The 25,140-nt window shown below is 64.5% G+C and carries 35 protein-coding genes, 1 pseudogene and 1 riboswitch; of the genes and pseudogenes, 14 read left to right on the top strand and 22 right to left on the bottom strand.

Going from position 1 to position 25,140, the window contains the following annotated elements; translation table 11 throughout:
* The first annotated feature begins 177 nt into the window (after positions 1–177).
* The 4 genes from IEX61_RS00805 to IEX61_RS00790 are packed head-to-tail and all read left to right on the top strand — an operon-like array spanning position 178 to position 2,526.
* Positions 178–465: a hypothetical protein gene (locus IEX61_RS00805; RefSeq protein WP_188816531.1), complete on the top strand. Its 288-nt coding sequence runs from the start codon at positions 178–180 to the stop codon at positions 463–465.
* 19 nt (positions 466–484) lie between these two features.
* The gene (locus tag IEX61_RS00800; protein ID WP_188816530.1) at positions 485–1,117 is read left to right on the top strand and encodes a GNAT family N-acetyltransferase; all 633 of its coding nucleotides are present in this window, start codon (positions 485–487) and stop codon (positions 1,115–1,117) included.
* A 20-nt stretch (positions 1,118–1,137) separates the two neighbouring features.
* Positions 1,138–2,289, top strand: coding sequence for an acetoin utilization protein AcuC (locus IEX61_RS00795; protein WP_188816529.1), 1,152 nt, complete (start codon positions 1,138–1,140; stop codon positions 2,287–2,289).
* Between the two features lie 39 nt (positions 2,290–2,328).
* A complete protein-coding gene (locus IEX61_RS00790) occupies positions 2,329–2,526 on the top strand; it encodes a hypothetical protein (RefSeq protein WP_054668908.1) in 198 nt (65 codons plus the stop codon).
* On the opposite strand, the gene IEX61_RS00785 is transcribed toward IEX61_RS00790, so the two are convergent.
* From IEX61_RS00785 to IEX61_RS00760, 6 genes are all read right to left on the bottom strand, one after another.
* The gene (locus tag IEX61_RS00785) at positions 2,501–3,220 is read right to left on the bottom strand and encodes a 5'-methylthioadenosine/adenosylhomocysteine nucleosidase (protein ID WP_054668910.1); all 720 of its coding nucleotides are present in this window, start codon (positions 3,218–3,220) and stop codon (positions 2,501–2,503) included. The genes IEX61_RS00790 and IEX61_RS00785 overlap by 26 nt on opposite strands.
* 138 nt (positions 3,221–3,358) lie before the next feature.
* Complete coding sequence (gene ccpA / locus IEX61_RS00780) at positions 3,359–4,384, bottom strand: catabolite control protein A (RefSeq protein WP_188816528.1); 1,026 nt, start codon at positions 4,382–4,384, stop codon at positions 3,359–3,361.
* Positions 4,385–4,526: 142 nt separating this feature from the next.
* Positions 4,527–5,117, bottom strand: coding sequence for a hypothetical protein (locus IEX61_RS00775; protein ID WP_188816527.1), 591 nt, complete (start codon positions 5,115–5,117; stop codon positions 4,527–4,529).
* A gap of 70 nt (positions 5,118–5,187) precedes the next feature.
* Entirely contained in the window at positions 5,188–6,264 is a 1,077-nt protein-coding gene (locus IEX61_RS00770) for a bifunctional 3-deoxy-7-phosphoheptulonate synthase/chorismate mutase (protein WP_229725555.1), read from the bottom strand.
* 56 nt (positions 6,265–6,320) lie between these two features.
* A complete protein-coding gene (locus tag IEX61_RS00765; protein WP_054668913.1) occupies positions 6,321–6,650 on the bottom strand; it encodes a spore coat protein in 330 nt (109 codons plus the stop codon).
* A gap of 24 nt (positions 6,651–6,674) precedes the next feature.
* The gene (locus tag IEX61_RS00760) at positions 6,675–6,908 is read right to left on the bottom strand and encodes a hypothetical protein (RefSeq protein ID WP_157057602.1); all 234 of its coding nucleotides are present in this window, start codon (positions 6,906–6,908) and stop codon (positions 6,675–6,677) included.
* A 157-nt stretch (positions 6,909–7,065) separates the two neighbouring features.
* On the opposite strand from IEX61_RS00760, the gene IEX61_RS00755 reads away from it, so the two are divergent.
* Positions 7,066–8,142, top strand: coding sequence for an isocitrate/isopropylmalate family dehydrogenase (locus tag IEX61_RS00755; protein WP_054668917.1), 1,077 nt, complete (start codon positions 7,066–7,068; stop codon positions 8,140–8,142).
* Between the two features lie 106 nt (positions 8,143–8,248).
* Here IEX61_RS00755 and IEX61_RS12600 read toward each other — a convergent pair whose 3' ends face one another.
* The 6 genes from IEX61_RS12600 to IEX61_RS00730 form a co-directional block, all read right to left on the bottom strand.
* Positions 8,249–8,383 carry a hypothetical protein gene (locus IEX61_RS12600; protein ID WP_256205476.1) on the bottom strand — a complete coding sequence of 45 codons (135 nt, stop codon included), beginning with the start codon at positions 8,381–8,383 and terminating at the stop codon, positions 8,249–8,251.
* 45 nt (positions 8,384–8,428) lie between these two features.
* Positions 8,429–8,806 (bottom strand): DUF309 domain-containing protein, encoded by a 378-nt coding sequence (locus IEX61_RS00750; RefSeq protein ID WP_188816525.1) that lies wholly within the window; start codon positions 8,804–8,806, stop codon positions 8,429–8,431.
* A gap of 43 nt (positions 8,807–8,849) precedes the next feature.
* Positions 8,850–9,203 carry a hypothetical protein gene (locus tag IEX61_RS00745; protein ID WP_188816524.1) on the bottom strand — a complete coding sequence of 118 codons (354 nt, stop codon included), beginning with the start codon at positions 9,201–9,203 and terminating at the stop codon, positions 8,850–8,852.
* Positions 9,204–9,335: 132 nt separating this feature from the next.
* Positions 9,336–9,698, bottom strand: coding sequence for a VanZ family protein (locus tag IEX61_RS00740; protein ID WP_054668926.1), 363 nt, complete (start codon positions 9,696–9,698; stop codon positions 9,336–9,338).
* 92 nt (positions 9,699–9,790) lie between these two features.
* Positions 9,791–9,997 (bottom strand): hypothetical protein, encoded by a 207-nt coding sequence (locus IEX61_RS00735; RefSeq protein ID WP_054668928.1) that lies wholly within the window; start codon positions 9,995–9,997, stop codon positions 9,791–9,793.
* Between the two features lie 152 nt (positions 9,998–10,149).
* The gene (locus IEX61_RS00730) at positions 10,150–10,254 is read right to left on the bottom strand and encodes a YjcZ family sporulation protein (RefSeq protein ID WP_083462791.1); all 105 of its coding nucleotides are present in this window, start codon (positions 10,252–10,254) and stop codon (positions 10,150–10,152) included.
* Positions 10,255–10,429: 175 nt separating this feature from the next.
* On the opposite strand from IEX61_RS00730, the gene IEX61_RS12595 reads away from it, so the two are divergent.
* From IEX61_RS12595 to IEX61_RS00710, 4 genes are all read left to right on the top strand, one after another.
* Positions 10,430–10,513 carry a YjcZ family sporulation protein gene (locus IEX61_RS12595; protein WP_188816539.1) on the top strand — a complete coding sequence of 28 codons (84 nt, stop codon included), beginning with the start codon at positions 10,430–10,432 and terminating at the stop codon, positions 10,511–10,513.
* 201 nt (positions 10,514–10,714) lie between these two features.
* On the top strand, positions 10,715–11,395 hold the full coding sequence (locus IEX61_RS00720; RefSeq protein ID WP_229725553.1) for a S1C family serine protease: 681 nt from the start codon (positions 10,715–10,717) through the stop codon (positions 11,393–11,395).
* A 274-nt stretch (positions 11,396–11,669) separates the two neighbouring features.
* The gene (locus IEX61_RS00715; RefSeq protein ID WP_054668932.1) at positions 11,670–12,272 is read left to right on the top strand and encodes an IMEF encapsulin system ferritin-like cargo protein; all 603 of its coding nucleotides are present in this window, start codon (positions 11,670–11,672) and stop codon (positions 12,270–12,272) included.
* Positions 12,273–12,319: 47 nt separating this feature from the next.
* Positions 12,320–13,168, top strand: a complete 849-nt coding sequence (locus IEX61_RS00710; RefSeq protein ID WP_054668934.1) for a family 1 encapsulin nanocompartment shell protein — start codon at positions 12,320–12,322, stop codon at positions 13,166–13,168.
* 98 nt (positions 13,169–13,266) lie between these two features.
* On the opposite strand, the gene IEX61_RS00705 is transcribed toward IEX61_RS00710, so the two are convergent.
* Positions 13,267–13,722, bottom strand: coding sequence for a hypothetical protein (locus IEX61_RS00705; protein ID WP_229725552.1), 456 nt, complete (start codon positions 13,720–13,722; stop codon positions 13,267–13,269).
* Positions 13,723–13,819: 97 nt separating this feature from the next.
* Positions 13,820–14,095: a DUF2325 domain-containing protein gene (locus tag IEX61_RS00700; RefSeq protein WP_229725550.1), complete on the bottom strand. Its 276-nt coding sequence runs from the start codon at positions 14,093–14,095 to the stop codon at positions 13,820–13,822.
* A gap of 209 nt (positions 14,096–14,304) precedes the next feature.
* On the opposite strand from IEX61_RS00700, the gene IEX61_RS00695 reads away from it, so the two are divergent.
* From IEX61_RS00695 to IEX61_RS00685, 3 genes are all read left to right on the top strand, one after another.
* A complete protein-coding gene (locus tag IEX61_RS00695) occupies positions 14,305–15,042 on the top strand; it encodes a metallophosphoesterase family protein (protein WP_172673436.1) in 738 nt (245 codons plus the stop codon).
* A gap of 12 nt (positions 15,043–15,054) precedes the next feature.
* Positions 15,055–15,228 (top strand): DUF5325 family protein, encoded by a 174-nt coding sequence (locus tag IEX61_RS00690; protein ID WP_157057604.1) that lies wholly within the window; start codon positions 15,055–15,057, stop codon positions 15,226–15,228.
* Positions 15,229–15,303: 75 nt separating this feature from the next.
* Entirely contained in the window at positions 15,304–16,146 is an 843-nt protein-coding gene (locus tag IEX61_RS00685; protein WP_172673437.1) for an arginase family protein, read from the top strand.
* A 77-nt stretch (positions 16,147–16,223) separates the two neighbouring features.
* On the opposite strand, the gene IEX61_RS00680 is transcribed toward IEX61_RS00685, so the two are convergent.
* Positions 16,224–17,462 carry an aspartate kinase gene (locus IEX61_RS00680; RefSeq protein ID WP_188816522.1) on the bottom strand — a complete coding sequence of 413 codons (1,239 nt, stop codon included), beginning with the start codon at positions 17,460–17,462 and terminating at the stop codon, positions 16,224–16,226.
* A gap of 122 nt (positions 17,463–17,584) precedes the next feature.
* A riboswitch (Lysine riboswitch) is annotated at positions 17,585–17,763 on the bottom strand.
* 251 nt (positions 17,764–18,014) lie between these two features.
* Here IEX61_RS00680 and IEX61_RS00675 point away from each other — a divergent pair.
* Together IEX61_RS00675 and IEX61_RS12300 are read left to right on the top strand one after the other, a co-directional pair.
* The gene (locus tag IEX61_RS00675) at positions 18,015–18,209 is read left to right on the top strand and encodes a hypothetical protein (protein ID WP_157057778.1); all 195 of its coding nucleotides are present in this window, start codon (positions 18,015–18,017) and stop codon (positions 18,207–18,209) included.
* 62 nt (positions 18,210–18,271) lie between these two features.
* Entirely contained in the window at positions 18,272–18,718 is a 447-nt protein-coding gene (locus tag IEX61_RS12300; RefSeq protein ID WP_054671924.1) for a hypothetical protein, read from the top strand.
* 85 nt (positions 18,719–18,803) lie between these two features.
* Here the strand turns inward: IEX61_RS12300 and IEX61_RS12295 are convergent.
* The 7 genes and pseudogenes from IEX61_RS12295 to menC all read right to left on the bottom strand — a co-directional run.
* Positions 18,804–18,974, bottom strand: a pseudogene (locus tag IEX61_RS12295) (FMN-binding negative transcriptional regulator); the annotation flags it as partial.
* A 13-nt stretch (positions 18,975–18,987) separates the two neighbouring features.
* On the bottom strand, positions 18,988–20,763 hold the full coding sequence (gene uvrC / locus IEX61_RS00665; RefSeq protein ID WP_268238370.1) for an excinuclease ABC subunit UvrC: 1,776 nt from the start codon (positions 20,761–20,763) through the stop codon (positions 18,988–18,990).
* 80 nt (positions 20,764–20,843) lie between these two features.
* On the bottom strand, positions 20,844–21,158 hold the full coding sequence (gene trxA, locus IEX61_RS00660) for a thioredoxin (RefSeq protein WP_188816521.1): 315 nt from the start codon (positions 21,156–21,158) through the stop codon (positions 20,844–20,846).
* 214 nt (positions 21,159–21,372) lie between these two features.
* Positions 21,373–22,029: a haloacid dehalogenase type II gene (locus IEX61_RS00655; RefSeq protein WP_188816520.1), complete on the bottom strand. Its 657-nt coding sequence runs from the start codon at positions 22,027–22,029 to the stop codon at positions 21,373–21,375.
* Positions 22,030–22,064: 35 nt separating this feature from the next.
* Positions 22,065–23,189 (bottom strand): M20 family metallopeptidase, encoded by a 1,125-nt coding sequence (locus IEX61_RS00650; protein WP_188816519.1) that lies wholly within the window; start codon positions 23,187–23,189, stop codon positions 22,065–22,067.
* A complete protein-coding gene (locus IEX61_RS00645) occupies positions 23,190–23,990 on the bottom strand; it encodes a GNAT family N-acetyltransferase (RefSeq protein ID WP_188816518.1) in 801 nt (266 codons plus the stop codon).
* Positions 23,983–25,107 carry an o-succinylbenzoate synthase gene (menC, locus tag IEX61_RS00640; RefSeq protein WP_188816517.1) on the bottom strand — a complete coding sequence of 375 codons (1,125 nt, stop codon included), beginning with the start codon at positions 25,105–25,107 and terminating at the stop codon, positions 23,983–23,985. The genes IEX61_RS00645 and menC overlap by 8 nt, the downstream gene beginning before the upstream one ends.
* Positions 25,108–25,140: the final 33 nt, after the last annotated feature.

The following is a 25,140-nucleotide window of genomic DNA, read 5'->3' as shown; positions in this document are numbered from 1 at the left end:
TCGCCTTTGACCTGAAGGGCAGCCTGGCCAAGCGGCAGGAGCGGGCCTACACGCGCCTTCCGTTCTTAATGTTCGAAATCGAAGAACGGGCGGCGGAGATCCTGCTGTGCCAGGAGTTGGAGAAAGAGGGAAAACGTCCGGAACGGCCTTGTCGCCATTCCCGAAGGCCGCAAGGTGATGATCACTTGGCGACCCAACCCGGAAGCCGACGTGGTGGGCTACCGCGTGTACCGCGTGGACCCTTCCGGGAGGGAACGGAAGCTGGGCGCCGTCCCCGCGCACGAGCCGCTGCAGTTCGTCGACCCCGCGCCCGAGGCCATGGCCTACCGCGTCATCGCCGTCGACGTCGCCGGACGCGTGTCGGGCCGCGCCGAGGTGCGGCTGCCCCATGCCCCATCGCGGGAGACGTCTTTGCCCGCATCCGCCCCTTCCCATCGCGTTGGCGGAGGCAAGGTTCAACGCTGACCCCCAAGGGGGGATCGCTGTGGAGCACATCAAAACGTACCACGGGATCGACTGGCCGCATCCCCGTGGCCTCTTGCGGGTGGAAGGCCCCGTATCCCCTGAAGCGCTCGCGACGTATCGCCTCGACGACGGCCTCGGCGCCTTTCGCCCGCCGGCGCGGCAGCACGAGGCCCTCGTGGAGATCGCCGCGTTGCCCGAGGGACGCGTCATCGTCGCCCGCCGCGCCGAAACGGTCGTCGGGTACGTCACCTTTCATTACCCCGATCCCTTTGAACGCTGGGCGCAGGGCGGCCTCGACTGCTTGCTCGAGCTCGGGGCCATCGAGGTGACCCCCCTATACCGCCAGGGCGGGCTGGCCAAGACGCTCCTGCGCGTCGCCTTCCTCGACGACTTCATGGAGAACTACATCGTGCTGACGACGGAGTACTACTGGCACTGGGACTTGAAGGGAACCGGCCTCGACGTGTGGGCGTACCGCCGGGTGATGGAAAAGGTGATGGGCAGCGCCAATCTGGTGTGGATGGCCACCGACGACCCGGACATCTGCGCCCATCCAGCCAACTGCCTGATGGTGCGCATCGGCAAAAACGTCCCGCCGGAAGCGGTGGCCGCCTTCGACCGCCTCCGCTTTCAAAACCGCTTGATCTGGTGACGCACCAAAGGAGGATCGCCATGGCCCACCGGTCGGTCTTCGTCTACAGCCCCGATTGCCTCGCCTACCGCTTCCATCCCGATCACCCCTTCGACCAACGCCGGCTTTTCCTTACCCTCGACCTGCTGCAGGAATGGGGGCTGATCACCCCCGAACAAATCGTCGCTCCGCGGATGGCCACCGATGAGGAGCTGCGCCTGGCTCACGAGGCGGCGTACATCGACGCCGTGAAGCGGGCGTCGGAAAACCCGGAGGCCCAGGACGCTTACCTCGCCCACGGCATCGGCACCGAGGACAATCCCGCCTTCCCGCGCATGCACGAGGCGGCGGCGCTGGCCGTGGGCGGCACACTCCTCGCCGCGGAATGGGTGATGGAAGGGAAGGCCGACCACGCCGTCAACCTGGCCGGCGGCCTGCATCATGCCCTTCGCGGACGGGCGTCCGGCTTTTGCATCTACAACGACTGCGCCGTGGCCATCGCCTGGCTGCGCCGCCACTACGGCGCGCGCGTGCTCTACCTCGACACCGACGCCCACCACGGCGACGGCGTGCAGTGGGCCTTCTACGACGATCCCGACGTGCTGACGATCTCTGTGCACGAAACCGGGCGCACCCTCTTTCCCGGCACCGGCTTCGTCCACGAGCGGGGCGACGGCCCCGGCTTCGGGTACAGCGTCAACGTGCCCCTCGAGCCGTTTACCGAGGACGACGCGTGGCTGGAAGCCTACATCGCCGTCGTGGAACGCGTGGCGCGCCGCTTTCGCCCCGACGTCATCGTCACCCAGAACGGCTGCGACGCCCACGTGTGGGATCCCCTGAGCCACCTGTGCGCCACGACGCGCATCTACGCCGAAATTCCCAAGCTGGCCCATCGCCTGGCCCACGAGCTGTGCGACGGGCGGCTCGTCGCCGTTGGCGGGGGCGGCTACGACATCTGGCGCGTCGTGCCCCGCGCGTGGGCCCTCCTGTGGGCCGAGCTGGTCGACCGTCCCTTCGCCGGGAACCCCAAACTTCCGCGCGCCTGGCTCGAGCGCTGGCAGCCCCACAGTCCGGTTCCCCTTCCCGAACAGCTGTTGGATCCACCGGACATCGTTCCGCCCATTCCCCGGCGGTCCGAGATCGACAGGCGCAACCGGCGCACCGTCGAATTGGCCTTGCTGTACGCGCCGTAACCCGCAAACAAAAAACACCCGCCCGAAGGAGGGTGCTCCATGATTCGCTTGCTCTGGCTCTTCGCCATTCTCCTCTTGGCCGTGGCCTACTTCGCGGCGCCCGATCTGTACTTGCCGGCCATTCTTCTCTTCGTCGCTGCGCTCGTCCTCACCGCCGTCCGCCAGGCCTTTCGCCTCGTGTTCGTCGCCGCGGCGGCGCTCGGCGGCCTGCTCATTCTCCTCGGCCTGCTGAAGTAGCCTCCAGCTCCTCCAGCATGGCGCACACCACCTCGCAGGAGCGCCGGGAAGCCAGCTTCACGAAGGCCGGAAAATCGACGGGAGCCGACCCGTCGGCCTTGTCCGACATCGAGCGGATGACGACAAAGGGCACGCCGTTCATGTCGCACACCTGGGCCACGGCGGCCCCTTCCATTTCCAGGCACAGCCCGCCGAACTGCTCATGCAGCCCGCGGGCTTTATCCCTGTCCGTCACGAACTGGTCGCCGGACAGGACGCGCCCCGTCATCACGCGCACCTCGGTCACCCGGCGCGCGGCCCGCTCGGCCAGCGCGACGAGCTGTGGATCCGCTTCAAACACCCATTTGGGATGGAACGGAATCTCGCCGCGCTGAAAGCCCAGCGCCGTGGCGTCCACGTCGTGCTGCACGCAATCCCGCGAGACGACAATGTCGCCAATCTCCAGTTCGGGATGGAGCGCCCCTGCCACACCCGTAAACACGATGCGGGACACCTGAAAGCGATCGATCAAGAGCTGGGTGCAGACGGCGGCGTTCACCTTGCCCACGCCCGACTTGCACACCACCACGTCGCGCCCGGCCAGCTCGCCCCGGTAGAACGGGATCCCGGCATGGCGTGTCTCCCGCTCGCCGCGCATCGCCTCGCGGTACCGTTCCACCTCTTCGACCATGGCCCCGATAATGCCGATCGTCATCGCGCCTCTCCCCCTTTGCGATGCATGCGTGACCGTTCTGCCGTCCACTGCATGACGGTCTTCCTTGCCGAATCATGACGGTTCCATTATAGCAGGGGCCTCTTTCGCGGGCGAGCGTCCCCTTGCCGATCGCCGCCCTCACCTTGTCGCGACCGCCGTTTTGGACTCGGCGCGCGTCGAACCGCGGATCTCGATCGTGTGGGGGAGGAAGACGAGGGAGTCGGTCACCTTTTCATTGTGCATGTACTTCGTCAAGAGGCGCATCGACACGGCGCCGATGTCGTACATCGGCTGGGCCACCGTCGTCAGCGTTGGGCGCACCATCGACGCGAGGCGGATGTTGTCAAAGCCGATCACCTCGACATCCTCGGGCACGCGGAAGCCGGCGTCCTGATAGGCGTGGATGGCGGCGACGGCCATCTCGTCGCTGGTGGCGAACACCGCCGTGGGGCGCTCGGGAAGGGTCAAGAAGTGGGCCATCCGTTTCAGCGCCGTCTCGTAGCGGTAGTCGGCGATTTGCACCAACTCCTCCCGGAACGGCACGCCGGCATCCTCCAGCGCCTGGCGGTAGCCCTGGAAGCGGCTCAGGCCGGCAAACTCCTCCAGCGGACCGCCGAGGAAGGCGATGCGGGTGTGGCCATGATTGAGGAGCAGGCGCGTGGCGTCGTACGCGGCCTGCCGCTGGTCGATGTTGACCGAAGGAAGCTGGCAGCCCGGATCGATTGTCGTGGCCAGGACCACGGGCACGCTGGCCGAGCGGAACAGGTCGAGGTGCTCGTCCGTCACCCGGGGCCCCATGAACAGGAGGCCGTCCACCTGTTTTTCCAGCAGCGTCTCGATCAGCGTCAGCTCCTTTTTGGGCTGCTTGTCCGAGTTGCACAGGATGATGTTGTACTTGTACATGTTCGCAATGTCTTCAATGCCGCGGGCCAATTCGGCGTAGAAGGCGCTGGCGATGTCGGGGATGATCACCCCCACCGTCGTCGTCTTCTTGCTGGCCAGACCACGGGCCACGGCGTTCGGGCGATAGCCCAGCCGCTCGATCACCTCGAGCACCTTTTTCCGCGTGGCCGGTTTTACGTTGGGGTTGCCGTTGACCACCCGGGACACCGTCGCCATGGACACGCCCGCTTCCCGGGCCACATCGTAGATGGTCACGGACACGGCCTTTCCCCTCCCTGCAGAGGCGAACTGGTTTTCATTTGGTTTTCATCTTATGAACTAGGATACGGCAATTTTCACACGATTTCAACTCCCCGTCGCAAAGAAAAAAGGCGGCGCGGGGACCCTCGCCCCGCCCATCCGCCTACGCGATGACGCTTTTTTGGGTGACGATCCACCGGTCCGTGTCCCGGTCGTAGACCAGCGTGTACTGCAGGCGCCGCCGGCCTCCGCCCCGCGAGACGACGCCCTCCAGAATGGCCGTATCGCCGGTGAAGGTGATGACGCGCACCGCGTCGGCCGGCACGTCCCGCAGCGTGAGGCGACGGCGAATCCAGCCCGCATCGAAGGCGAGGTGCTCCCGCGAGCGGCTCCAGTCGATCGCCCGGTCGGCGTACTGGTCGGCCAGCTGGTCCGACCAGCCGTGCTGCAGATAATGGTACACGTCGTCTTTGGTCCGAAAGCGCCCAGGCGTGCGTAGAAGCGCGTCAATGCGGTCTTCCGCCGCGTACACCGCCTGCACCAGGGCCCGCTTCTCCTCCGCCGTCGCCAGCGGGCGCACCCCCTTGGCCGTATCGAGCGGTGAAGGGTGGCCCTGCGGCGGCGCGGCCGACTGGCACGACGCGCTCAAGGCGCACAGGAAGACGAGCAAAAGCACGGCGAAGGCGGTTCCTCTGGCATCCTTCGTCCACCACAAAACGGCCTCACCTGCCACCGTTTTGCTTAGTGTGGCCACGGTGAGGCCGTTCTATCCTTCTCGCGTCCCTTCAATCGGCTTGCGGGTTCGGCTCGTGGGCGGCTTCCGCTTACCGCACCGCCTGGGCCTGGACCACGCCCAAGGCCTGCAGGAACGCGTCAAAGGTGGGCAAGTCGATCTGCTGTTTGGCGTCGGAGAGGGCCACCGTCGGATCGGGATGGACCTCCACCATCACGCCGTCGGCGCCGGCGGCCAAGGCCGCCTTGGCCAGCGGCAGGAGAATGTCGCGCCGCCCCGCCGCATGGCTGACGTCGACAAGAACGGGCAGGTGGCTTTCCTGCTTGAGGATCGGCACCGCCGCGATGTCCAGGGTGTTGCGCGTCCACTTCTCGTAGGTGCGAATGCCGCGCTCGCACAGGATGACCTGCGTGTTCCCCCGCGACACGATGTATTCCGCGGCGTAGAGAAGCTCCTCAATCGTCGCCGCCAGTCCCCGCTTCAGGAGCACCGGCGTGCGCGCCTGGCCCACTTCCTTCAGCAGCTCGAAGTTCTGCATGTTGCGCGCGCCGATCTGGATTACGTCCACGTAATCAACGGCCATCTCCACGTGGGCCGGGTTGACGATCTCGCTGACGACGTACAGGCCGTATTCATCGGCCACTTCGCGCAGGATCTTGAGCCCGTCAACACCCAGGCCCTGGAAATCGTACGGGGACGTCCGCGGCTTGAACGCCCCGCCGCGCATCAGCCGCAGCCCGCGATCGGCCAGAAACTGGGCCACCGCACGCACCTGCTCCGGCGTTTCCACCGAGCACGGCCCGGCCACGATCACCTTCTCCGCGCCGCCGATGTTCACGTCGCCGACGGAGACGACCGTGTCTTCTTTCTGGCGCTTGCGGCTCACGAGGAGCGCCTTGCGCGTGTCGTCCTCCTGCAGCTCGAGGGACGCCTTGAACAGCTCCTTAAACAAGTGGACGATGGTGGCATCGGAAAAGGGACCGCGGTTTTGCGCCTTGATGCGCTCGAGCATCTCGCGCTCGCGGATCGGGTCGTACTTTTGCACGCCCTGTTTGCCCTTGATGCGGCCAATTTCCTGGACGATGCGCCCGCGCTCGCTGATGAGCTCCAAGAGCCGCAGGTTGATCTCGTCCAGCTGCTTGCGGAGTGTCTCCAGCTCGCCCGCCACGGTTTCTCTCCCTCCCAAAATATTTCTGATTATTATAGCGCAGGGTTCGCCATCTGTCATGCCTGAATTTCCGTCTGCGGCGCCCCTTGTTGCGCCAATTGGTCCTGCGCCTGGGTCATTTCCTGGGCCAGCTGCGTCTGCTCGCCCTGGTACTTCGAAAGCAGGTTCTGCACGGACCCGCCGTCGGCCACAGTCGACGTCGACCAGCCGCGGGTTTCCATTTCGCCCGTCACCAGGGAGAGGGACTGGATGGCCCCGTTGAGCAGGGAAACAAGGTCTTGCTGCAGCTTGGGCGAGCCGCTTTCCAGCACCGCCTGCGTGTAGAGCTGGATCATCGCCTTTTCGTCGCGGGCGAGGTCATCGAGCCGCTCCTTGTCTTGCCACACGCCCCATTCCCTCCTTTTCGCCCGTCACGAGGTGAGCACCGGCGTCACGCCGCCGTGCTGCTGCAAGCTGAGGAGCAGCAAATCAAAGTTGCGCCGATGCCGTTCGGCCATGTCGCGGCAAAACGGCTGCAACGTCAAATCCTGCACGTTTTGCGCCGCGTCGAGGTATTTGCGCACCAAGAGCGCCTCGGACGCGAGCAGCGTGTCGAGGGCGACCAACTCGTTCGACGTGAGCGGTTTCATCACGGCATTGGCCAACGGGATCACCTCCCGTGTTTTACCTTTTCCCGTCTCGCCAAGGCCCATACCCCACAGGGACAGCGGCGACCGAAGGGCCCGTTCTGTCCTTGCATCTAAAAAAGCAGTATAATGAGGACGGTTAGCGCAGATTCTGGGTTTGAGGTGAGCCGGAACCATGAAAACCGTTGTCGTCATGCAAGGAGACCAAACCGGGCAGGAGCTGCTGGAAGAGGCGCTCCGGGTGCTCGAGCCCAATGTCATCGGCTTTGAAATCAACTTCCAGGTGTTCGACCTGAGTCTGGAAAACCGCCGCCGCACGAACAACGAAGTGGTGTACGAGGCGGCCAGAGCGATGAAAAAGGCCGGCTTTGGCCTCAAAGCGGCCACCATCACCCCGGAAGCCAAGGGCGACGTCGGCAGCCCGAACGCCATCTTGCGTAAAGAGATCGACGGAAAAGTGATTGTCCGCACGGGGCGACGCCTCCCGGGCGTCACGCCGGTCGCCGGGATCCATTCCCCCATCTCCGTGGTGCGCATGGCCGTTGGCGACGCCTACGGCGCCAAGGAGTGGCGCGAAGGGGACGGACTGAACGAGGTCGCCTACCGAACGGAAAAGATCGACCGGGCCACGTGCCGCGCCGTGGCCGAATACGCCTTCCGCCACGCGCGCAAGATGCGGGCCAAGGTGTTCGGCGGGCCGAAGTACACGGTAAGCCCGATCTACGAAGGCATGTTTAAGGAAGAGCTGGATGCTGCCGCCAAGCGCTATCCGGACGTGCCCTACGAGCCGCAGCTGATCGACGCCACCTACGCCCTCCTGATGCGCACGTCGGGCGAGCCGCTCGTCATCCCCGCCCTGAACCGTGACGGCGACTGTTTAAGCGACCTCGTGCTCGAGCTGTTCGGCTCCATCGCCGGCTCCGAGTCGCTCCTCATCAGCTTTGACGAGAACTTCAACACGAAGGTGGTCATGGCCGAAGCGCCCCACGGCACGGCCCCGTCGCTGCAGGGCAAAAACATCGCCAATCCGATGGCGATGATCCTCGCCGCCGGCTCCCTGCTCAGCTACTTCGAGGAGAAAGAGGCGACGATGGCCTCCCGCGCCATCTACGAAGCGGTCATCGAGACGGTGCGCGACGGCATCCGCACGGCCGACCTGGGCGGCAGCGCCACGACCACCGAGTTCACCGATGAAGTGATCAAAAAGGTGCAGACGAAATTGGACGTGTGGGCCAACATGTACAACATCTAAACGTTCGGCCCGGGAAGAACGCGAAAGGGGATGGCGGATTTCGCCATCCCCTTCGCCGTTTTCGTTTGCCCTGGCGTGCGGCGCAGGCCCAACCCGCCGCCCCGGCTCATTCGCGCGAGGAGACGTCTTCGCTCCCCTTTCCGCGCAGGATCATATAGCCCATCCACCCCAAAAACGCAACGGGCACGAGAATAAACACCGCCAGGGCAATCACCGTGACGATCACTTCCTGCGTCCACATCCGCGGTCCCTCCATTCTTCCCGCTGAACGGATTCTGGATCCGGATCACAACCGCGGCAGCGGAAGCTTCGTCACCCCATAATCGGCCAGACGCTCGGGCGGCACCCTTTTCACGTCGCACGGCAATCGTACGAGCAGGTCTTCCAGCCATGCCACCACGCGATCGACATCGACGCCCATGTGCTGCGGCCGGTACGGCGCCAAGTAGCGAAGGGCCGACGCCGCCAACTTGCGCATCCCGCCCACCTTGCCGCGCTGGGCCTGGTGCATGATGGCGGCCACCTGAATGAGCCCGTGGTAGAAGTCGTTGTGCCGCTCGGTCTGCCACAGCTCTTCCAATACCTCGTGTGCTTCCCAGTATTCCCCTTTTGCGTACCGCGCAAAAAACTCCCGGTATTGTGCGGGATAACCGGAACCCGTCACGCCGCTTCCTCTCCCTTGGCCTCCTCTTTGTCTCGTCGGTGAGTCAGATCACTTGTTTGAGCCGATCCTGGATCTCCCGCATCCAGTCTTCGTCGTTCAGGGACTTGGCCAGCAGGTACAAGTCGAGCAGATCATCGATGCGCTCGCCGATCACGTCGCGCAGCGGAACGCGGGCATTCTCGGCGTACTGCACCAACACGTGGGCCCACTCCGAGACCTTCTCGAAGTCCACCTTCCGCGTCGTCCTCTCCCGCGCCAAAGCATGGAGCAGCTTCTTGAGGTCATCCTTAACCGCTTCCACCACTTCGCTTTGCTCGCAGCGCTCACAGGTCAGCACCGGGACGTTCTCGATCTCAAAGCTCCCCTGATACACCACATTGCGAATCGTTAAAACCATGCGCCCACCACAGCGGCACCGCTTTTCCATTTTCCATCTGGCTCCTTTCCCGCAACCCACCCGAGAACGGGATTCTTCAAATCGATTGTAGCGAATTTTCGACGCCGACAAGTGAAAACTTATTGGCAGCCGTTACAGCGATCGGGTTCTCCGCGCTTCCCAAAGCCGGGCCAGCCCCATCGCCGCGGCCGCGCCACAAAAGTCCACGAACAGGTCCATCACGTCGGGATGGCGCGTCGGCACAAACGCCTGGTGGATTTCATCGGTCACGCCGTAGGCAACGGCCAACGCCACCGCCCAACGCTTGATGTGGATGACCTGCCGTTTGGGCCACAAGGCGTAATAATAGGTCCAGGCGAGCAGGAAATAGGCCACGAAATGCCCCCAATCAAAAGAAGAAAAAAGGGGAAACCAGGTTTTCAAATCCTGGGATGTTCGGCTGGACAGCAGGAAAATGATCCCCATCCACACGCCCGCAGGAAGCCATCGCCACATGCCGCTTTCCTCCCATGCAAAAGGCCGGCATCCTCGCGATGTTCACCGGCCCGTGACGATTGATCGCCTCCTGCGATTGTAACACAGAACGATCAATAGGCTCCATTGACCCGACCGCAGTCTTCGCAGACGACAAGGCCTGCCTGCACCCCGTTTTCATCCTCCACCTGATAGCCCACAAGCCGCGATCCGGAACAGTACAAGCACTCCAGCGAAAAATCCATGTCGTACGAAGCTTTGAACGCCAATGGACGAAACGGATCGCCAAGGGACAGCGAGGAAAAGGGAATTCTCGCCATACGGCACACCCCCTTTCGTTTTACTCGCATTCTTTCCACATTTTCCGCACGCTATTCGAGAAAAACACTCCACCCGCAGCAGGTGGAGTACGGAAACCGAGAACCCTTCGCAACCCATTGGCCAAGAACACGGGAGAGGAGAGGGGAACCCGTCAGTTGACCACCGTCCCGACGATCACCAGGAGAACAAACAGCACGAGCACTAGGAGAAAATCGTTGTTCCACACGCCATGGCGGCAGCTCTGGCTGCTGCTCATCGTATCCCTCCTCCGCGAAATTCACGGTCGGCGCAACGCGACCACTATACCCTATTCACCTGAAGGGAATTGGGCGACGGACAGATCGCCAATTCCCAAAAAATAGGCAGTCGCCGTGCCGCACGCCCGGCATCTTCGTAAGATGGACTGAGACTGCACGAAGGGGGGGATCGGCATGAGCGGCATCTTTGATCTCGACGATTTTGCCCTGGTGTTGGTGCTGTTTATCCTCCTCGTCATCGTTGGCGCTTCTGACTGATACCAACGGTGCGTTTGGAAGCAAACGCGAACAGGCCGGCAACCGCCGGCCTTTTCATTTGACGGGAATGGCCCGTTTTTCCGGCTTTCCCGTGAATTTGGATAGCTGTCCCCGCACGCCATCCGTTCACCTGCGCATATGTTGCGGTACCACACCGGCCCGGGAGGGAAAGCGCTCATGAAACGACGGAAACGGAAACCGATGGGATTCGAGGGTCCCGTCCTCCATCCCGGAAACCTGTTCGTTCCCATCGTCAACGCCGTGCGCGACGCGGTCATCGCCATTCAGACGCGGGAAACCGTCAACGCCGACTTTAACCGCTGGCTGATGCAGTTTCTCTTTCCCGAGTGGGAAGGAAAAGGCGAAGAAACCCGCAGTTTTGGATCGGGATTTCTCATCCATCCGCGCGGGTACATCTTGACCGCCGAGCACGTCATCCACAGCGCGCGATCGATCTGGGTCAAGCAGCGCAACGGTACGGTGCACCAGGCCCGCCTTGTCCTCGCCGACGCCAAACGGGATTTTGCCGTGCTGCAGATTCCCGCCCCACGCCCGTTGCCGTATCTGCCCCTTGGGCGATCGGGCGATGCCCATGTGGGCGAATGGGTGATGGCTGTCGGCAATCCCCTCGGCCTTGAGAACACCGTGACCGTCGGCGTCATCAGCGCCAAGGATCGTCCGCTTCGCGCCAAAGGCTATGTGTATGAAAACGTCCTGCAGACCGATGCCGCCATCAATCCGGGCAACAGCGGCGGCCCGCTCATCAACCTGAACGCCCACGTCATCGGCATGAACGTCGCCGTGGTCCAGCCATCCCAAAGCATCGGCTTTGCCATCGCCATTGACAGCCTCAAACCCTACATCCGTCCCTATCTGCCATAGACGACGCTTATCCCTTTCCGCAGAATGCGGCAACCTTCCCGGGGCCCCGACTGCGTTCGCCGCACGTCCATCCGTTGAGCGGGAGCGATTCCATGCGATTACGTTTCAGTTTTGTGGGTTACACTACGTTGAGAAAAGACAAGATGACCAAGGCCAATGAAATTCATTTTCACGTATTTAAGTGAAAGAGGATTTGTGCTTGCAAAAAATCGTCTCATTGCCCATAATGGAACTACGAACACACAGCAAACGTTTCCTCCCAAGAGGTGAAACCATGCATCAAGATTGGGAAGCCCTGCTGCCCATCTTGCGGCGCACGCGGGAAGCCGTTCAGGAATATGTCCAACTTTTGCGCCCCATCATCGAACAAGCCCAGACCGACCATGAGCGCTTGTACTACCATCACTTCCTGGAAGAAGAAGAACATCATCTGGCACGCCTCAACCGGTTTCTTCCCCGGCTGGAAAAAGGGCTTCGCGAAGCGGACGGAAACGCCCACAACCTGCGGGACGACGCGGTCCTGGTTCAATACCTGGCCCTCGAGGCGTTCGGCCTGCACAACTTTATCGAACACCTGGATTTGGCCCTCTATGAATTCCAAAACCTTCCCGTTAGCGAGCGGCTGCGTCAGCTTCGCCAGCGCACATTCGAAGACTACCTGCAAATGAAGGAGCTCGTCCGCGCGCTGGCCGGTGAAGCAGCCTTCGACCTCGACGAGGATGAAGAGCTCCGCCCGGAAAACTCCCCCCCGGCGGCATCCTCCGCGGAAAGCGCGCCCCCTGCGGACTCGGCGCCGGCTCAGCCGCCGGTTGACGCGCACGTTCGCCCAATCGGGCGAGAGCGCCGCTTTACGGTCGGCAGCCTGATTGGCCAGTGACGCAACCCGCAGATCGCCAATTTGCTTGTGCAAAGGAGGAGCGATCCATGAGCAAACGGACACGGTTTCCGGACAGTCCGCTCACGGAAAAGGAATGGGAACAATTGGACGAGACCGTGATCAACGCCGCACGCAACCAGCTGGTCGGCCGCCGGTTCATCCCCCTGTACGGCCCGCTCGGACAGGGGATCCAGAGCGTGGCCAACGACATCTACGAGGTGACGCCCACAGGCGGCATCGACTTGCGGGGCGAAACGTCGCAGCTCACCACCCCGGTCCGGCGGGTTCACTTGACGATCCCCATGCTCTACCAAGACTTCATCCTGTACTGGCGCGACGTGGAACAGGCGCGCACCTTGGACATCCCCCTCGACTTCAGCGCCGCGGCCAATGCCGCCACCCAATGCGCCCTGCTGGAGGACGACCTCATCTTCAACGGGAACGAGCAGTTTGACCTTCCCGGCCTCATGACGGTCAAAGGGCGCCTGACCCATATTCGCCGCGACTGGATGGAGGCGGGGAACGCCTTTGCCGACATCGTTGAGGCGCGGAACAAGCTGTTGCAGCACGGCCACGCCGGTCCCTATGCCCTGGTCGTCTCGCCGGACCTCTATGCGCTGCTCCATCGCGTGCACCCGGGCACCCACGTGCTGGAGATCGAGCACATCCGGGAGCTCGTCACCGCCGGCGTGTACCAAACCCCGGTTATCCGCGGCAAAGCCGGCGTCCTCGTTTCCACCGGCCAGCACAACCTGGACCTGGCCGTGGCCGAGGACCTCGACACGGCGTTCCTGGAGACGGAAAACATGAACTACCTCTTCCGCGTCTACGAATGCGTCGTCCTGCGCATCAAACAGCCCAAGGCCATCTGCACGCTGGAGGACCCCGACGCGTAAGGACGCGGGTTCCGTTCCGGGCGTTCCTCCTGCCCATTCCCTTCACATTTCCAGCAAAAAAAGCACCCGGTCATACCGATCGGGTGCTTTGCTGTCGTTTACGCAATGCGCAAGGTGGTCTGAAGGGCCTCCATCTGCGGCGTGTCGAGTTCGGCCAAGCGGACGTTCTCGAAGCCGATGTCGCTGACGAGCTGCTTCACCTCTTGGCGGATGAGGAACGAATCGTTCCCTTCGTTTACCTCAAGGAAGCGGCGCAAATACTTCAGCCGGCGTTTCATCAGCTCCTCGCGGGCCACCGGGTTGCGCAGGTCTTTGACCCGCTTGTGCGTCGGCTGCACCATCAGGCTGATGTCGGACGTATGCGCGATGTACCGCCGGCCGTCTTCGGTGACGAACCCGACCATGTACGTGCCTTTCTCCGCCGCCTCGATGGACATGATCACCACGTTGCGGAACACTTCCCCGCTGCGCAGGCGCAGCTCGTCAACCTCCACGGCGCCGCCCACTTTCCGTTCATTCGTGACCACCGTGTAGATGTCCTTGTATCCGTTCACCGTGTAGAGCACGGGGCCTCACCGTCCAAATGAGATCAATTTTCACTTTCATATTACCCCTGGTCCTCTACCCCTGTCAATTGCCAAAACCATCCGGTCACGCCAAGCAGAAGGTTTTGGCCAGCGCCGAACACGAACGCTTCGAAAAGATGACCCGAATGTTGCGCTCCTTGGCTTTGGCCTTGATCACCCGGGCCAAATTGTGGTTGACAAAATCGGTGAACACCACCACCATATGCACATGCGACGGGATGTGGATCGCGGTGTCCGACGCCTTGCGACCGGATACGTGCAGGATTTCCCGATATCCCTGCTTTCGAAAAAAGGCCTCGATGTTGCCCAGGCGATCGGCTCCGACTACGAGAACCGTCATCACGCCACACCCCTTCGTTCCTGCTCGCTGCGACAGGATAAGAATGAGAATCCTTTTCACGATCCTTTTCTGATGATAAATATTATCATTATCATCATTGCGCCGCAAGAGGGATCGTTCCGCGCCCGCCGTTTGCGGTACGATGAAAGAAGCAGAAACGCACAGGGCTGTACCCTACATCCCGAACATTCCAGAAGGAGGGAAACGTGTTGCGCATCGCCGTCCTCTCCGACATTCACGGCAACGCGCTGGCCCTCGACGCCGTGCTCGACGACATGGAGCGGCACCGCGTCAGCCAGATCTGGATTTTGGGCGACCTCTGTTTCAAAGGGGCGATGCCCCAAGAGGTGCTGGAGCGCCTGCAAGGGCTGCCCTACCCGACGACGTTCGTCAAGGGCAACACCGACGAATGGCTGGTCGCCGGCTCGCCCCTGGGCCTTTCGCTCAGCGGCGAACAGGAAGCAGCCTGGCGGGCTGTACTGCACTGGACGTGGTATAATCTTGACAAAGGGGCGCGTCGTTTTCTGCAAGAACTGCCGGAACGGAAAACCGTCCCCCTGGCGGACGGGCAAACGGCCTTTCTGTTTCACGCCACGCCGCAAAACCTGTGGGACATCGTGCCCGCCGACGCGCCTGCGGCCACGCTTGACGAGCGCTTTCGGCAAGCCGAGCCGGACGCGGCGCTGTACGCCTACGGGCACATCCATCACGCCCTTGTCCGGATGGTGGCAGGCAAGCCGGTGCTCAATCCGGGCAGCGTGGGACTTCCCTTTGACGGCGATCCCCGCGCCTCGTACGCGCTGGTGGAATCCGATGGGGAGCATCTCGCCTGCACGCTGCGGCGCGTGCCGTACGACGTCGAAGCCTATGTCCGCATCGCCTATGCGCGCCAACACCCGGCGGCCGACGAGATCGCCTATATCGTGCGTAACGGCCGTCCGGCATAGGGAGAGGTTCCCATGCCCAGACCCCTGGCCCTGCTCTTTGCCCTCGTCACGGTCGCCTGGCTGCTCGGCGTCAGCGCGGCAATCGCCTCCCGGAGTCCGGTCGGCATCCTCGCCGCCCTTTCCGGCGCCTTGGCGACCATGGGCGTGGGTTTTGCCCTGAAAAAGCGGATGGGGAGCAGGCGCTAGCCCTTCGCCGCGGCGCAACCCCTTTGCCGCTCCGGCTCGGACGTTGCACCACCGCGGTCAATCGGGGTGATGCGCGTGACGAAGCGTTTTGCGGTCCTCGACCTGGACGGGACGCTCACGTGGCAGCACCGTTTGCGCGCCCTCCCGCATGAAGAGGTGGACGTCACGCTCCGAACCGGAATCAAGTATTACGCGGCACCGGAAAGCCTCGCCGCGCTGGAGACGGCCCTGGCGCACACCCGCACGCCCCTGCTCTTTTGGGGGGCGGGGGATTACCATTACGTCACCTATGCCCGGCTGCGCGCCCTGCGCCATCCGCTGACGGTGGTCCTCTTTGACCGTCACAGCGATTGCGCCCACGACGCAGACGGCGTCGTCACCTGCGGCAACTGGGTCCGGCACGCCCTTAAGCTGCCGTGGGTGGCGCGCGTCTTGTGGATCGGCGCTCCGGATCATAAGCCGCTCCCCCACGAACGCCATCCGCACCTCGTGTGGATTCCGCTGCGAAAGCCGCCGGCCAACGCCGCAGAATGGCTGCGCAGCGTCCTCCCGACCCCCAATGTTTACCTCTCCGTGGACAAAGACGTCCTCTCCCCGGAGGTGGCCGCCACCAACTGGGATCAGGGCACCCTCGCCCTCGCAGACCTGCTGGCGTGGATCGCGTGCTTCCGCCAACATGCCCGCGTGATCGGCGCCGACATCGGCGGCGAATGGGTGCTTCCGCCCGGCCACCTCTTTCCTACCCCCGATGACCTCCACGCCATCCGCCTCAACGAAACGGCCAACCTGGCGCTGCTGGATGCCCTGCTCGGCCCCGAAGACCGCGCGTTCCGACGGCGGACCAAACAGAAACCGACAGGCCTGGTTACGCCTGTCGGTCCCTCGGCGTCGGAAACGGCCCGGCCTCATCCGGCGTAACGGTTGGCCGGACACCGTTGCCGGTGCAGCCGATCCCGTTTCGTCGCGCTTTCTCTTCCGCGGTCCGCGCCACTCCCTTACCCGTGCACCGTCACGCGCTCCGCCGCGTCCAGTTGGAAGGCGGTGTGCAGGGCACGCACGGCCCGCTCGGCGTCGGCTTGCGGAACGACGCACGACACCTTGATCTCCGACGTGCTGACCATCTTGATCGGGATTCCCTGCTCGCTGAGGGTGCGGAACATGGCCGCCGCCACCCCGGGGTTGGACACCATCCCCGCGCCGACGATCGACACCTTGGCCAGGCCCTCCTCCGACATGAGCGAGGCAAAACCGAACCGGTCGCGATGCTTGGTCAGCACTTCCAGCGTGCGCGGCAGGTCCTCGCCAGCCACCGAGAAGGAGACGCTGATGCGCGCGTCGTCGTAGGCGTTCTGGATGATGATGTCCACGTTGATGTTGGCCTCGGCCAAAATCGTGAACAACGCCGCCAGGGTGTCCGGCTTGTTTGGCAGGCCCACCGCCGTCACGCGGGCCACGTTTTTGTCTTGGGCCACGCCGCGCACCACTTGTCCCTGTTCCATGTCGGCCACCTCCTTGACCCACGTCCCTTCCTCTTCGGTAAAGCTGGAGCGGACCGTCAGCACCACCTTATGCTTCTTCGCGCACTCCACAGCGCGGGGATGGAGCACCCCCGCCCCGAGGGCGGCCAGCTCCAGCATCTCGTCGTAGGTGATGACGTCCAGCTTGCGGGCGGTGGGGACGACGCGCGGGTCGGCCGAATAGACGCCGGCCACGTCGGTGTAGATGTCGCACCGGTCCGCCCCCAAGGCCGCCGCCAGGGCCACCGCCGTGGTGTCTGATCCGCCGCGGCCGAGGGTGGCGATCTCCCCGTCCGGCGTCACGCCCTGGAAACCGGCCACCACGACCACCTTGCCTTGCTCCAGCTCGCGGCGCACGCGCGCGGTGTCAATGGACAGGATGCGCGCCCGCCCGTGCACCGCTTCGGTGGTGATGCCCGCCTGCCAGCCGGTCAGGGAAACGGCCGGGCATCCGCGGGCCTGCAGGGCCATGGTGAGCAGGGCGATGGACACCTGCTCGCCCGTCGTCAGGAGCATGTCCAGCTCGCGGTCATCCGGGCGGTCGGTGACGCGCCGGGCCAGGTCGATCAGCTCGTCCGTCGTGTGGCCCATGGCCGAGACGACCACAACGACGTCGTGCCCCGCCTCGCGCGTCCGGTGCACGCGCTGGGCCACGGCCTTGATCCGCTCGACGCTGCCCACCGATGTCCCGCCGTATTTCTGCACGATCAGCGCCATACGGGTTCCCTCCTTTGTCTCCCAAACGAAAACGGCGGCAACAACAAGGGTAGAAGCCTTGCCGTTGCCGCCGTCGCGCCCCGCGCCAATGGCGACATGCCGAACAAAGCCCTACTTCCTCGTTGCAGGATAGCGCTCCACGGCTGCATAAGCCGTGACAGTCCGACACCTGTTCGATGCCGGCCCAGCCCCGCCACCCCGGGGTGGTGACGGGACTTCGGCGGATCCCCCTTTCGCCGCCGTTCGGCGAGCCCCGGCTCTCCCGGCGGGTACTCATGGTCTCCGCGCCTCTACCCCACTCGACGAAAGTGGGCGTATGCGATTGGATTTGCTGTGAATGATACCACATTCGGCGAGGCGACACAAGGGGAAAGGTGATCCGTTCTCGGCCCGTGTCCGCTCTTCACGCGGTTCGCTCCTCGGATAGGCAAGGGTTTCTTTTGCCGCGGAAGGACAACCATCCACAACCCTTTCGCCGTCTCGCATAAAGTATCCAGAAAGCCACGCAGGAGGATGCCATTCCGCATCCCTCATGAAATGGAGGACGTTGCCATGCTTTCTGGCCTGTTCCGCCATGTGTCGCCCCTGAAACTGTTCAGCTGGTTGAAAGGGTCCAACATCCTCAAAGACACCGGTTGGTGGCGCATCGCCTTGCGCGTGCTTCCCGCTTTGGGAAACGTGATCGCCAGCCTCCTCTCGCTGGGAAAACGCCTCTTCGCCCAGATCCCTCGCCTGGGGACGCGTTGAGCTGGCGTGAGCCGGATTTCCATGGTAAACTGAGGAAGACCACAGCGGAAAGGAGGGTCGACATGCGCAAGGCGCTCGCCGCGCTGGGGGTCCACCTTCTGGTCTGCGCGGTCATCGGATCGGCCTTTGTTTTCGCCTACGATGTCATTCCCGCCGCCTACCGCTTCCTGTTCCACCTGTCGCTGACGGCCGTTGCGATCACGCTCTACGTGTGGGGCGGGCGAAGGCTCGCTCGTCAGGCCAACCGCCCTTGCCACGCCCTCGCCGTTCTCGCGCCCAGCCTGCTCGTGCTGGCGGTCTGGCTGGCCTGCTGGAGCGTTTCGCAGTTTGACGCCAGCGCCGCCGGCTTAGAGTGGATCGGGTACCTGATGGCCAACGCGTCCTTTTACCCGCTGCTGACGTTGTCCACCGTCGCTGCACCGGTTCTCGTTTTTGCCCTGGGCGCGCTTCTGCCGTCGGCGCTTCTGTGGTTGGGCTGGAAAAGCGTCCGGCTCCGGGCCGCTTCCTGAAGCTGGCGTGTGTTGTCGGATTCTTCGGAACTGAGGCAAGCGGGCAAATACACAACAAGCGGCCGCGGTTGCGCCGAACCGCGGCCGTTTTGCGTCGCGCTTCCTCATGCTGATCAACCATGTGCATCAGGATCGCCTTGATCCCCTCCCGATCCTCTATGACGTGACCCCGGCCGTAGACATGGACCGCGACGTCGTTCCACGTGGGAACGGTATCGCCCTCGCCGTACCACGAGGGAGAAAAGCCCCCTCCCATCCGTACGAGGGGGCTACGCCTGCCGCAGATGCTCCTGGATCGCCTTGGCCAGCTTGTCGCCGATGCCGATTTGGCGAAACTCTTCAAGCGCGGCCGTCTTGATCCGCTCGAGGGAGCCGAAGTGCGAAAGAAGGAGCTGGCGCCGCTTGGGGCCGACGCCGGGGATGTCGTCGAGGACGGAGCGGAAGGCCGTTTTCGTGCGCACCTGGCGATGGAAAGTGTTGGCGAAGCGGTGCACCTCGTCCTGGATGCGCGTGAGCAGGTGGAAGGCGTGGCTGTGCCGGTCGATCGGCACCTCCTCCGGCGGATCGCCGAACAACAGGCGCGAGGTGCGGTGGCGCTCGTCTTTGGCCAAGCCGCACACCGGCACGTACAGCCCCAGCTCGTTCTCCAGCACGTCCATGGCCGCGGACATCTGCCCCTTGCCCCCGTCGACGACAATCAGGTCGGGCAGGGGCAGGTTTTCCTTCAGCACCCGCGTGTAGCGGCGGCGGATCACCTCGCGCATCGCCGCATAGTCGTCCGGGCCTTCGGCGGTGCGGATGCGGTACTTGCGGTACTCCGCCTTGGCCGGCTTGCCGTCGACGAACACGACCATCGCCGCCACGGGATCGACGCCCTGGGTGGTGGCGTTGTCGAAGGCCTCGATGCGCTTCGGATAGCCGATGCCGAGAAGGCGGCCCAGCGTGTCGAGGGCCTCCACCGTGCGCGCCTCGTCGCGTTCCATAAGGCGGAAGCGCTCCTCGAGGGCCAGGCGGGCGTTCTCCGCCGCCAGGTCGACGAGCTCCTTCTTCTTCCCACGCTTCGGCACGTGGACCTTGACGCCGAGCCATTCCGCCAGGGCGCCGGGATCGACGCCCTCGGGCAGCCAGATCTCCTTCGGACGGGCGGGATGGTGGAAGTAGAACTGCGTCACGTAGGAAAGGAAGTCCTCGGCCGGGTCGCCGTAGTGGGGGAAGATGGCCACGTCGCGCTCGATCAGCTTACCCTGGCGGATGTAGAACACCTGTACACACATCCAGCCGCGGTCGGCGTGGTAGGCGAAGATGTCACGGTCGATGAAATCGTTGAAGGCAATCTTCTGCTTTTCCGCCACCTTCTCGATGTCGGCGATCAGGTCACGGTACTCCTTGGCCCGCTCGAACTCGAGGGCCTCGGCCGCCGCGTGCATCTTCGCCTCCAACTGCTTGACGATGCCGTCGACGTCGCCGCTCAAAAAGCGCGTGATCTCCTCGACAATCGGCGCGTACCGCTCGGGAGGGACGTCGTGGACGCAGGGGGCGAGGCACTGGCCGAGGTGATAGTAGAGGCACACCTCCTTGGGCAGGGTGCGACACTTGCGCAGCGGGTAGAGACGGTCGAGGAGCTTCTTGGCGTGCTGGGCCGCCCCGGCGTTGGGGTAGGGGCCGAAGTACTTGGCCTTGTCCTTCTTCACCCGCCGCGTCACTTCGAGGCGCGGGTGCCGCTCGTTCGTCAGCTTGATGTACGGGTACGACTTGTCGTCCCGCAAGAGCACGTTGTAGCGGGGCTTGTGCTGCTTGATCAGGTTGCATTCGAGGAGCAGCGCCTCGACGGGGTTGTCGGTGACGATGTAGTCGATGTCGGCCACCTCATTGACCAGGGCCTGGGTCTTGCCATCGTGGCTGCCGGTGAAGTACGAGCGGACGCGGTTTTTCAGCACCTTGGCCTTGCCCACGTACAGGATCTCGCCGTCCGCGCCCTTCATGAGGTAAACGCCCGGCTTGGCCGGCAGCAGGGCCAGCTTCTCCTTGAGCTGGTCGCGGGGCACGATCGCTCACCTCCTTTCCCCTTTGCTCCCACGAAAAAAGCCTGCCCGAGGGACAGGCTTTTTCCTTGTCGTCTTGCCGCTCACAGATGTTTGTTGAGGTGGCTGAGCAGGGCTTCCTTCGGCTGATAGCCGATGATCTTGTCAACCGGTTGCCCGTCTTTGAACAGGATAAGCGTCGGAATGCTCATCACGCCGTATTGGCTGGCCGTGTCCGGGTTTTCGTCGACGTTCACCTTGACGATCTTCACCTTATCGCCGATCTCTTTGTCCAGCTCCTCCAGCACCGGCGCGATCATGCGGCACGGCCCGCACCACGGCGCCCAGAAGTCGACCAGCACCGTCCCCGAAGCCACTTCGCTTTGAAATGTCTGATCCGTGGCGTTGACGATCGCCATTGGCGCTTCCCCCTTACCGAGTCGTCTCGTTTTAAATCGATCGCTTTCGATCAAGACACAACCAGTATACCACCGCCCGACGAAAATATCCACCGCGCGGGCGGCGCAATCCATCCGTCGCCATCGCGCTTGCCCATCGGCATGCCCAACCGTTGCAAGGGGCGCAATCGGGGACGCGAAAGGGAACCGCGATCCGGTTCGGACGCGGAGCGGCTTAGAAAAGCTGGTCGAGGCGTTCGACCACCCGGTCGGGGACGGCCAACCCCTCGTCAAACGGCATGCCGAACCGGTTCAGCCAGCAGACGCGGAACCCGAACTGCTTCGCCCCCGCCGCATCCCACGCGTTGGCCGTCACAAACAGCACGTCCTCCTTCGCCACGCCCAGCCGGGTCAGAACCCGCGCGTACACGTCCGGATGCGGCTTATAGACGCGTGCCTCATCGGCGCTAATCACCGCGGCAAACCGTCCGGCCAGTCCCGCGTTCGCCACGGCCGCGCGGAGCATTTCCGCCGTGCCATTGGACAGAATGGCCAAGGTCTTTCCCACCATGGCTTCTAGCGCACGGGAAACCTCGGGGTAAGGCGGAGGGGTCCGATACGCTTCCAGCAGTTCCCGGCGCGCATCCGGCGCCGCGTTCAGACCCAACGCTTTCAGCGCGTACGCCAGCGCGTCCTCGGTAAGCCGCCAAAAATCGCGGTACTGGCCCATCAGCGAGCACAGCCAGGTGTATTCGAGCTGCTTCCGCCGCCACAGCTCCCCGAGCGCCTTCCCGTAGCCGGGAAAGCGGCGGTCGCACACCGCCGCCACCGCGTCCTGGACGTCGAAGAGCGTGCCGTACGCATCGAACACGACGGCGCGCATCGCCTCCATGGGCGCCACCTCCTTGTTGGGAAATCCGGCCCCGTTTACAGCTCGGCCAGGAGATGGGCCAAGAGCGCCGCGCGCGGGGCCAGGGCGTCGATGACGATGTGCTCGTGCTCCGCGTGGGCGCCGTCGCCGACGCAGCCCAGCCCGTCCAGGGTGGGCACGCCCAGGGCAGCAGTGAAATTGCCGTCGCTGGCCCCGCCGACGGCCGCCTCGGACAGGGAAAAGCCCAGCCGCGCGGCGATGACGCGCGCCCGTGCAAAGAGGGCGCCGATGGCCGCCGTCCGCTCCATCGGCGGGCGGTTGATCCCGCCCGTCACCGCAAGGGTCGCCCCAGGCAGGACGGGCTTGAGCCCGCGGATGGCCGCGTCGACGCGCCGCGCCTCATCCAGCGTCGCAGCGCGCACGTCGATCTCCGCCTCCGCCGCCTCGGGAATGACGTTGCTGCGCGTGCCACCGCGAACGACGCCCACGTTGATCGTCGTCCCCTTCTCCTGAGCGGCGAGGGCCTCGAGGGCGAGGACCTGGCGCGCCAGCTCAGCCACGGCGCTGACGCCCTTGTCGGGGTCGCTTCCGGCGTGGGCCGCCCGTCCCCTAACCGTCAGCCGGTAAAGGCCCACGCCTTTGCGCGCCGTCTTCAGCGCCCCGTCCGCGCCGGCGGCCGGCTCCAACACGAGCACCGCCGCGCTGTTTCGCGCCTCGGCCTCGATCAGCGCGCGCGACGTCGGGCTGCCGATCTCCTCGTCGGAGGTGGACAGGAGGACGACGCGCTTGGCGAGGGGCACGCCGAGGTCGACGAGGGCCTTCAGGGCCCACACCGCCTGGACGATGCCCCCTTTCATGTCGAAGATGCCCGGCCCGTAGGCCCGGCTTCCCTCCACGCGAAAGGCCAGGCGCCCCTCCTCCCACACCGTGTCGTGGTGGGCGAGGAGGAGGACCTGCCGGTCCCCGTCCCCGATGGCGAACCGGTAATGGTCCCCCACCTCCGCCTGGGGAATCCTCTCCCCCCTTACCCCCAACCGCGCCGCCACCAGCTCCGCCAGCACACGGCCGCAGCGGTCAACGAGCGCTTTCCGCGTCGAGGGCGACGCGGCCCGCACGAGCGTCTCGATGTCGCGCAGCATCGCGTCGCAGTGGCGCGCCAGGTAGGCCAAAATCGCCGACATTCAGCCACCCTCCCCCACCGGGATGCGTTCGAGAACGTAGGCGTTGGGGCGGGGGACAAACTCCGTCACCCGGTACCCGCGGGCAAAGTAGTGGCCGAACACCTCGCGGGCGTGCAGCCGCCACCGCAGGGCCAAGGCCGGATCGCGGCCCAGGATCGCCCCCCAGTCGTCGGGAATGCGCACGAGGAGGCGCGGCGCGTCGAGGTCGAGCACCGCCTCCCGCGGCACGTCGCCGTCGACGCGGTTGGCGAAGGGCACGTCGCGCACGTCGGCGGGCGGCAGCGGCGCGCTTAGGCGGGCCGCCACGCGCGGGGAGGCCAGCTCCCACTCGGCCCAGAAGCGGTCCGACGGCGCCCCCGCGTTGACGCCGCGTAGGGCGCCGTAGCAGTCGGGCAGGTAGCGCCGCACCGTCACGCCCAGCTTGCGCACGTTGAAGTTGGCGTTGCCGCCGCGCAGGGGATCGTACGTCCACACCACACGGGCGATGCCGCGCGCAAGGCACCAGTCGCGCTGGAAGCGCTTGAGGGCGAGGGCCGCGCCGGTGCCGCGGTAGGGTTCCAGCACGCCGAGCATGTGCGAGTGTTGCTGCGCCGGATCGCGCGTGGGAAAGCCGAACACGAAGCCGATCAGCTCGCCCTGGGCGAAGGCCCCGGCGATGAGGGCCCCCTCCTCCTGGGCGGCGATGAGCAACGCTGCGGGAACGACGTCGCGGTCGGCAAAGCCCCACACCGCCTGCTGCAGCGCGACGACGCGTTCCAGCTCCTCCACCCCGCGCAGCTCGCGCACCTTCACCTCAGCCACCGCGCCCCACCTCCGGCTTGAGCGTGACGGCCGCCTCGGTGACGCGGGCGACGACGTCGCGGTTGAGCGTCACGCCGATGCCCGGCCCCGCCGGAACCGGTACGACGCCGTTTTCCGCTTCCAGCGGCTCGTTGACGATGTCCTCCGCCCAATAGCGGCTGGCCGAGCTGGTGTCGCCGGGCAGGGTGAAGCCGGCCAGGGTGGACAGATGCAGGTTGTGTGCTCGCCCCACACCGGCCTCGAGCATGCCGCCGCACCACACCGGCGCGCCAAAGGCCTGGGCGATGTCGTGGACGCGCCGCGCGGCGAGATGGCCGCCGACGCGGGCCACCTTGATGTTGATCACCCCGCAGGCGCGCAGCTCCAGCGCCTTGCGGGCGTCCTCCGGCGAGAGGATCGACTCGTCGAGGCACAGCGGCGTCTTCAGCCGCGCCTGCAGCTTGGCGTGGTCGACGAGGTCGTCGTAGGAAAGCGGCTGCTCGATGTACGTTAGACGGAATTCGTCGAGGGCGATGAAGACAGTCTCCTGGGCCAGCGTGTACGCCGCGTTGGCGTCGACGGTGAGATCGAGGTCAGGGAAACGCTCGCGCACCGCCGCCACAACGGCCACATCCCACCCCGGTTTGATCTTCAGCTTGACGCGCTTGTACCCCTGCGCCGCGGCCCGTTCCACCGCCTCGACCGTCGCCGCCAGCGACAGCTGAATGCCCAGCGACACGCCCACGGGAATGGCCGTCCGCACGCCGCCCAAGAGCTGCCACAGCGGCACGCCCAAGCCCTTGGCCCAGAGATCCCAGAAGGCCATCTCCACCATGGCCAGGGCCTGGCGGTTGCCGCGCAGCGGCTTGAGCGCCTCGACCAGGGACTCGGGGTTGGGGAAGGATTTCCCCACCACGCGCGGGAGGACGACGTCCCGAAGGAGGTACCACGCACTGTCCACCGTTTCCTCGCGGTACAGCGGAAGGCGCTCCATCACCCCTTCCGCGTAGCCTTCCAAACCGTCGGAAAACAAGGTCAGCAGCAAAATCGTGCGCTCCGTCAGCACGCCGAAGGAGGTTTCGAAGCGAAACTTCAGCGGCAGGCGAAGCACGCGCAATTCGGCCGCTTCAATGCGCACACCGATCCCCTCCGTTGTTCCTATTGTACCAAT

It is taken from the genome of Calditerricola satsumensis (assembly GCF_014646935.1).
Classification (GTDB): Bacteria; Bacillota; Bacilli; order Calditerricolales; family Calditerricolaceae; genus Calditerricola; species Calditerricola satsumensis.
The sequence above is the reverse complement of the archived record's forward strand: the minus strand, read 5'-3'. Positions and strand labels throughout refer to the sequence as shown.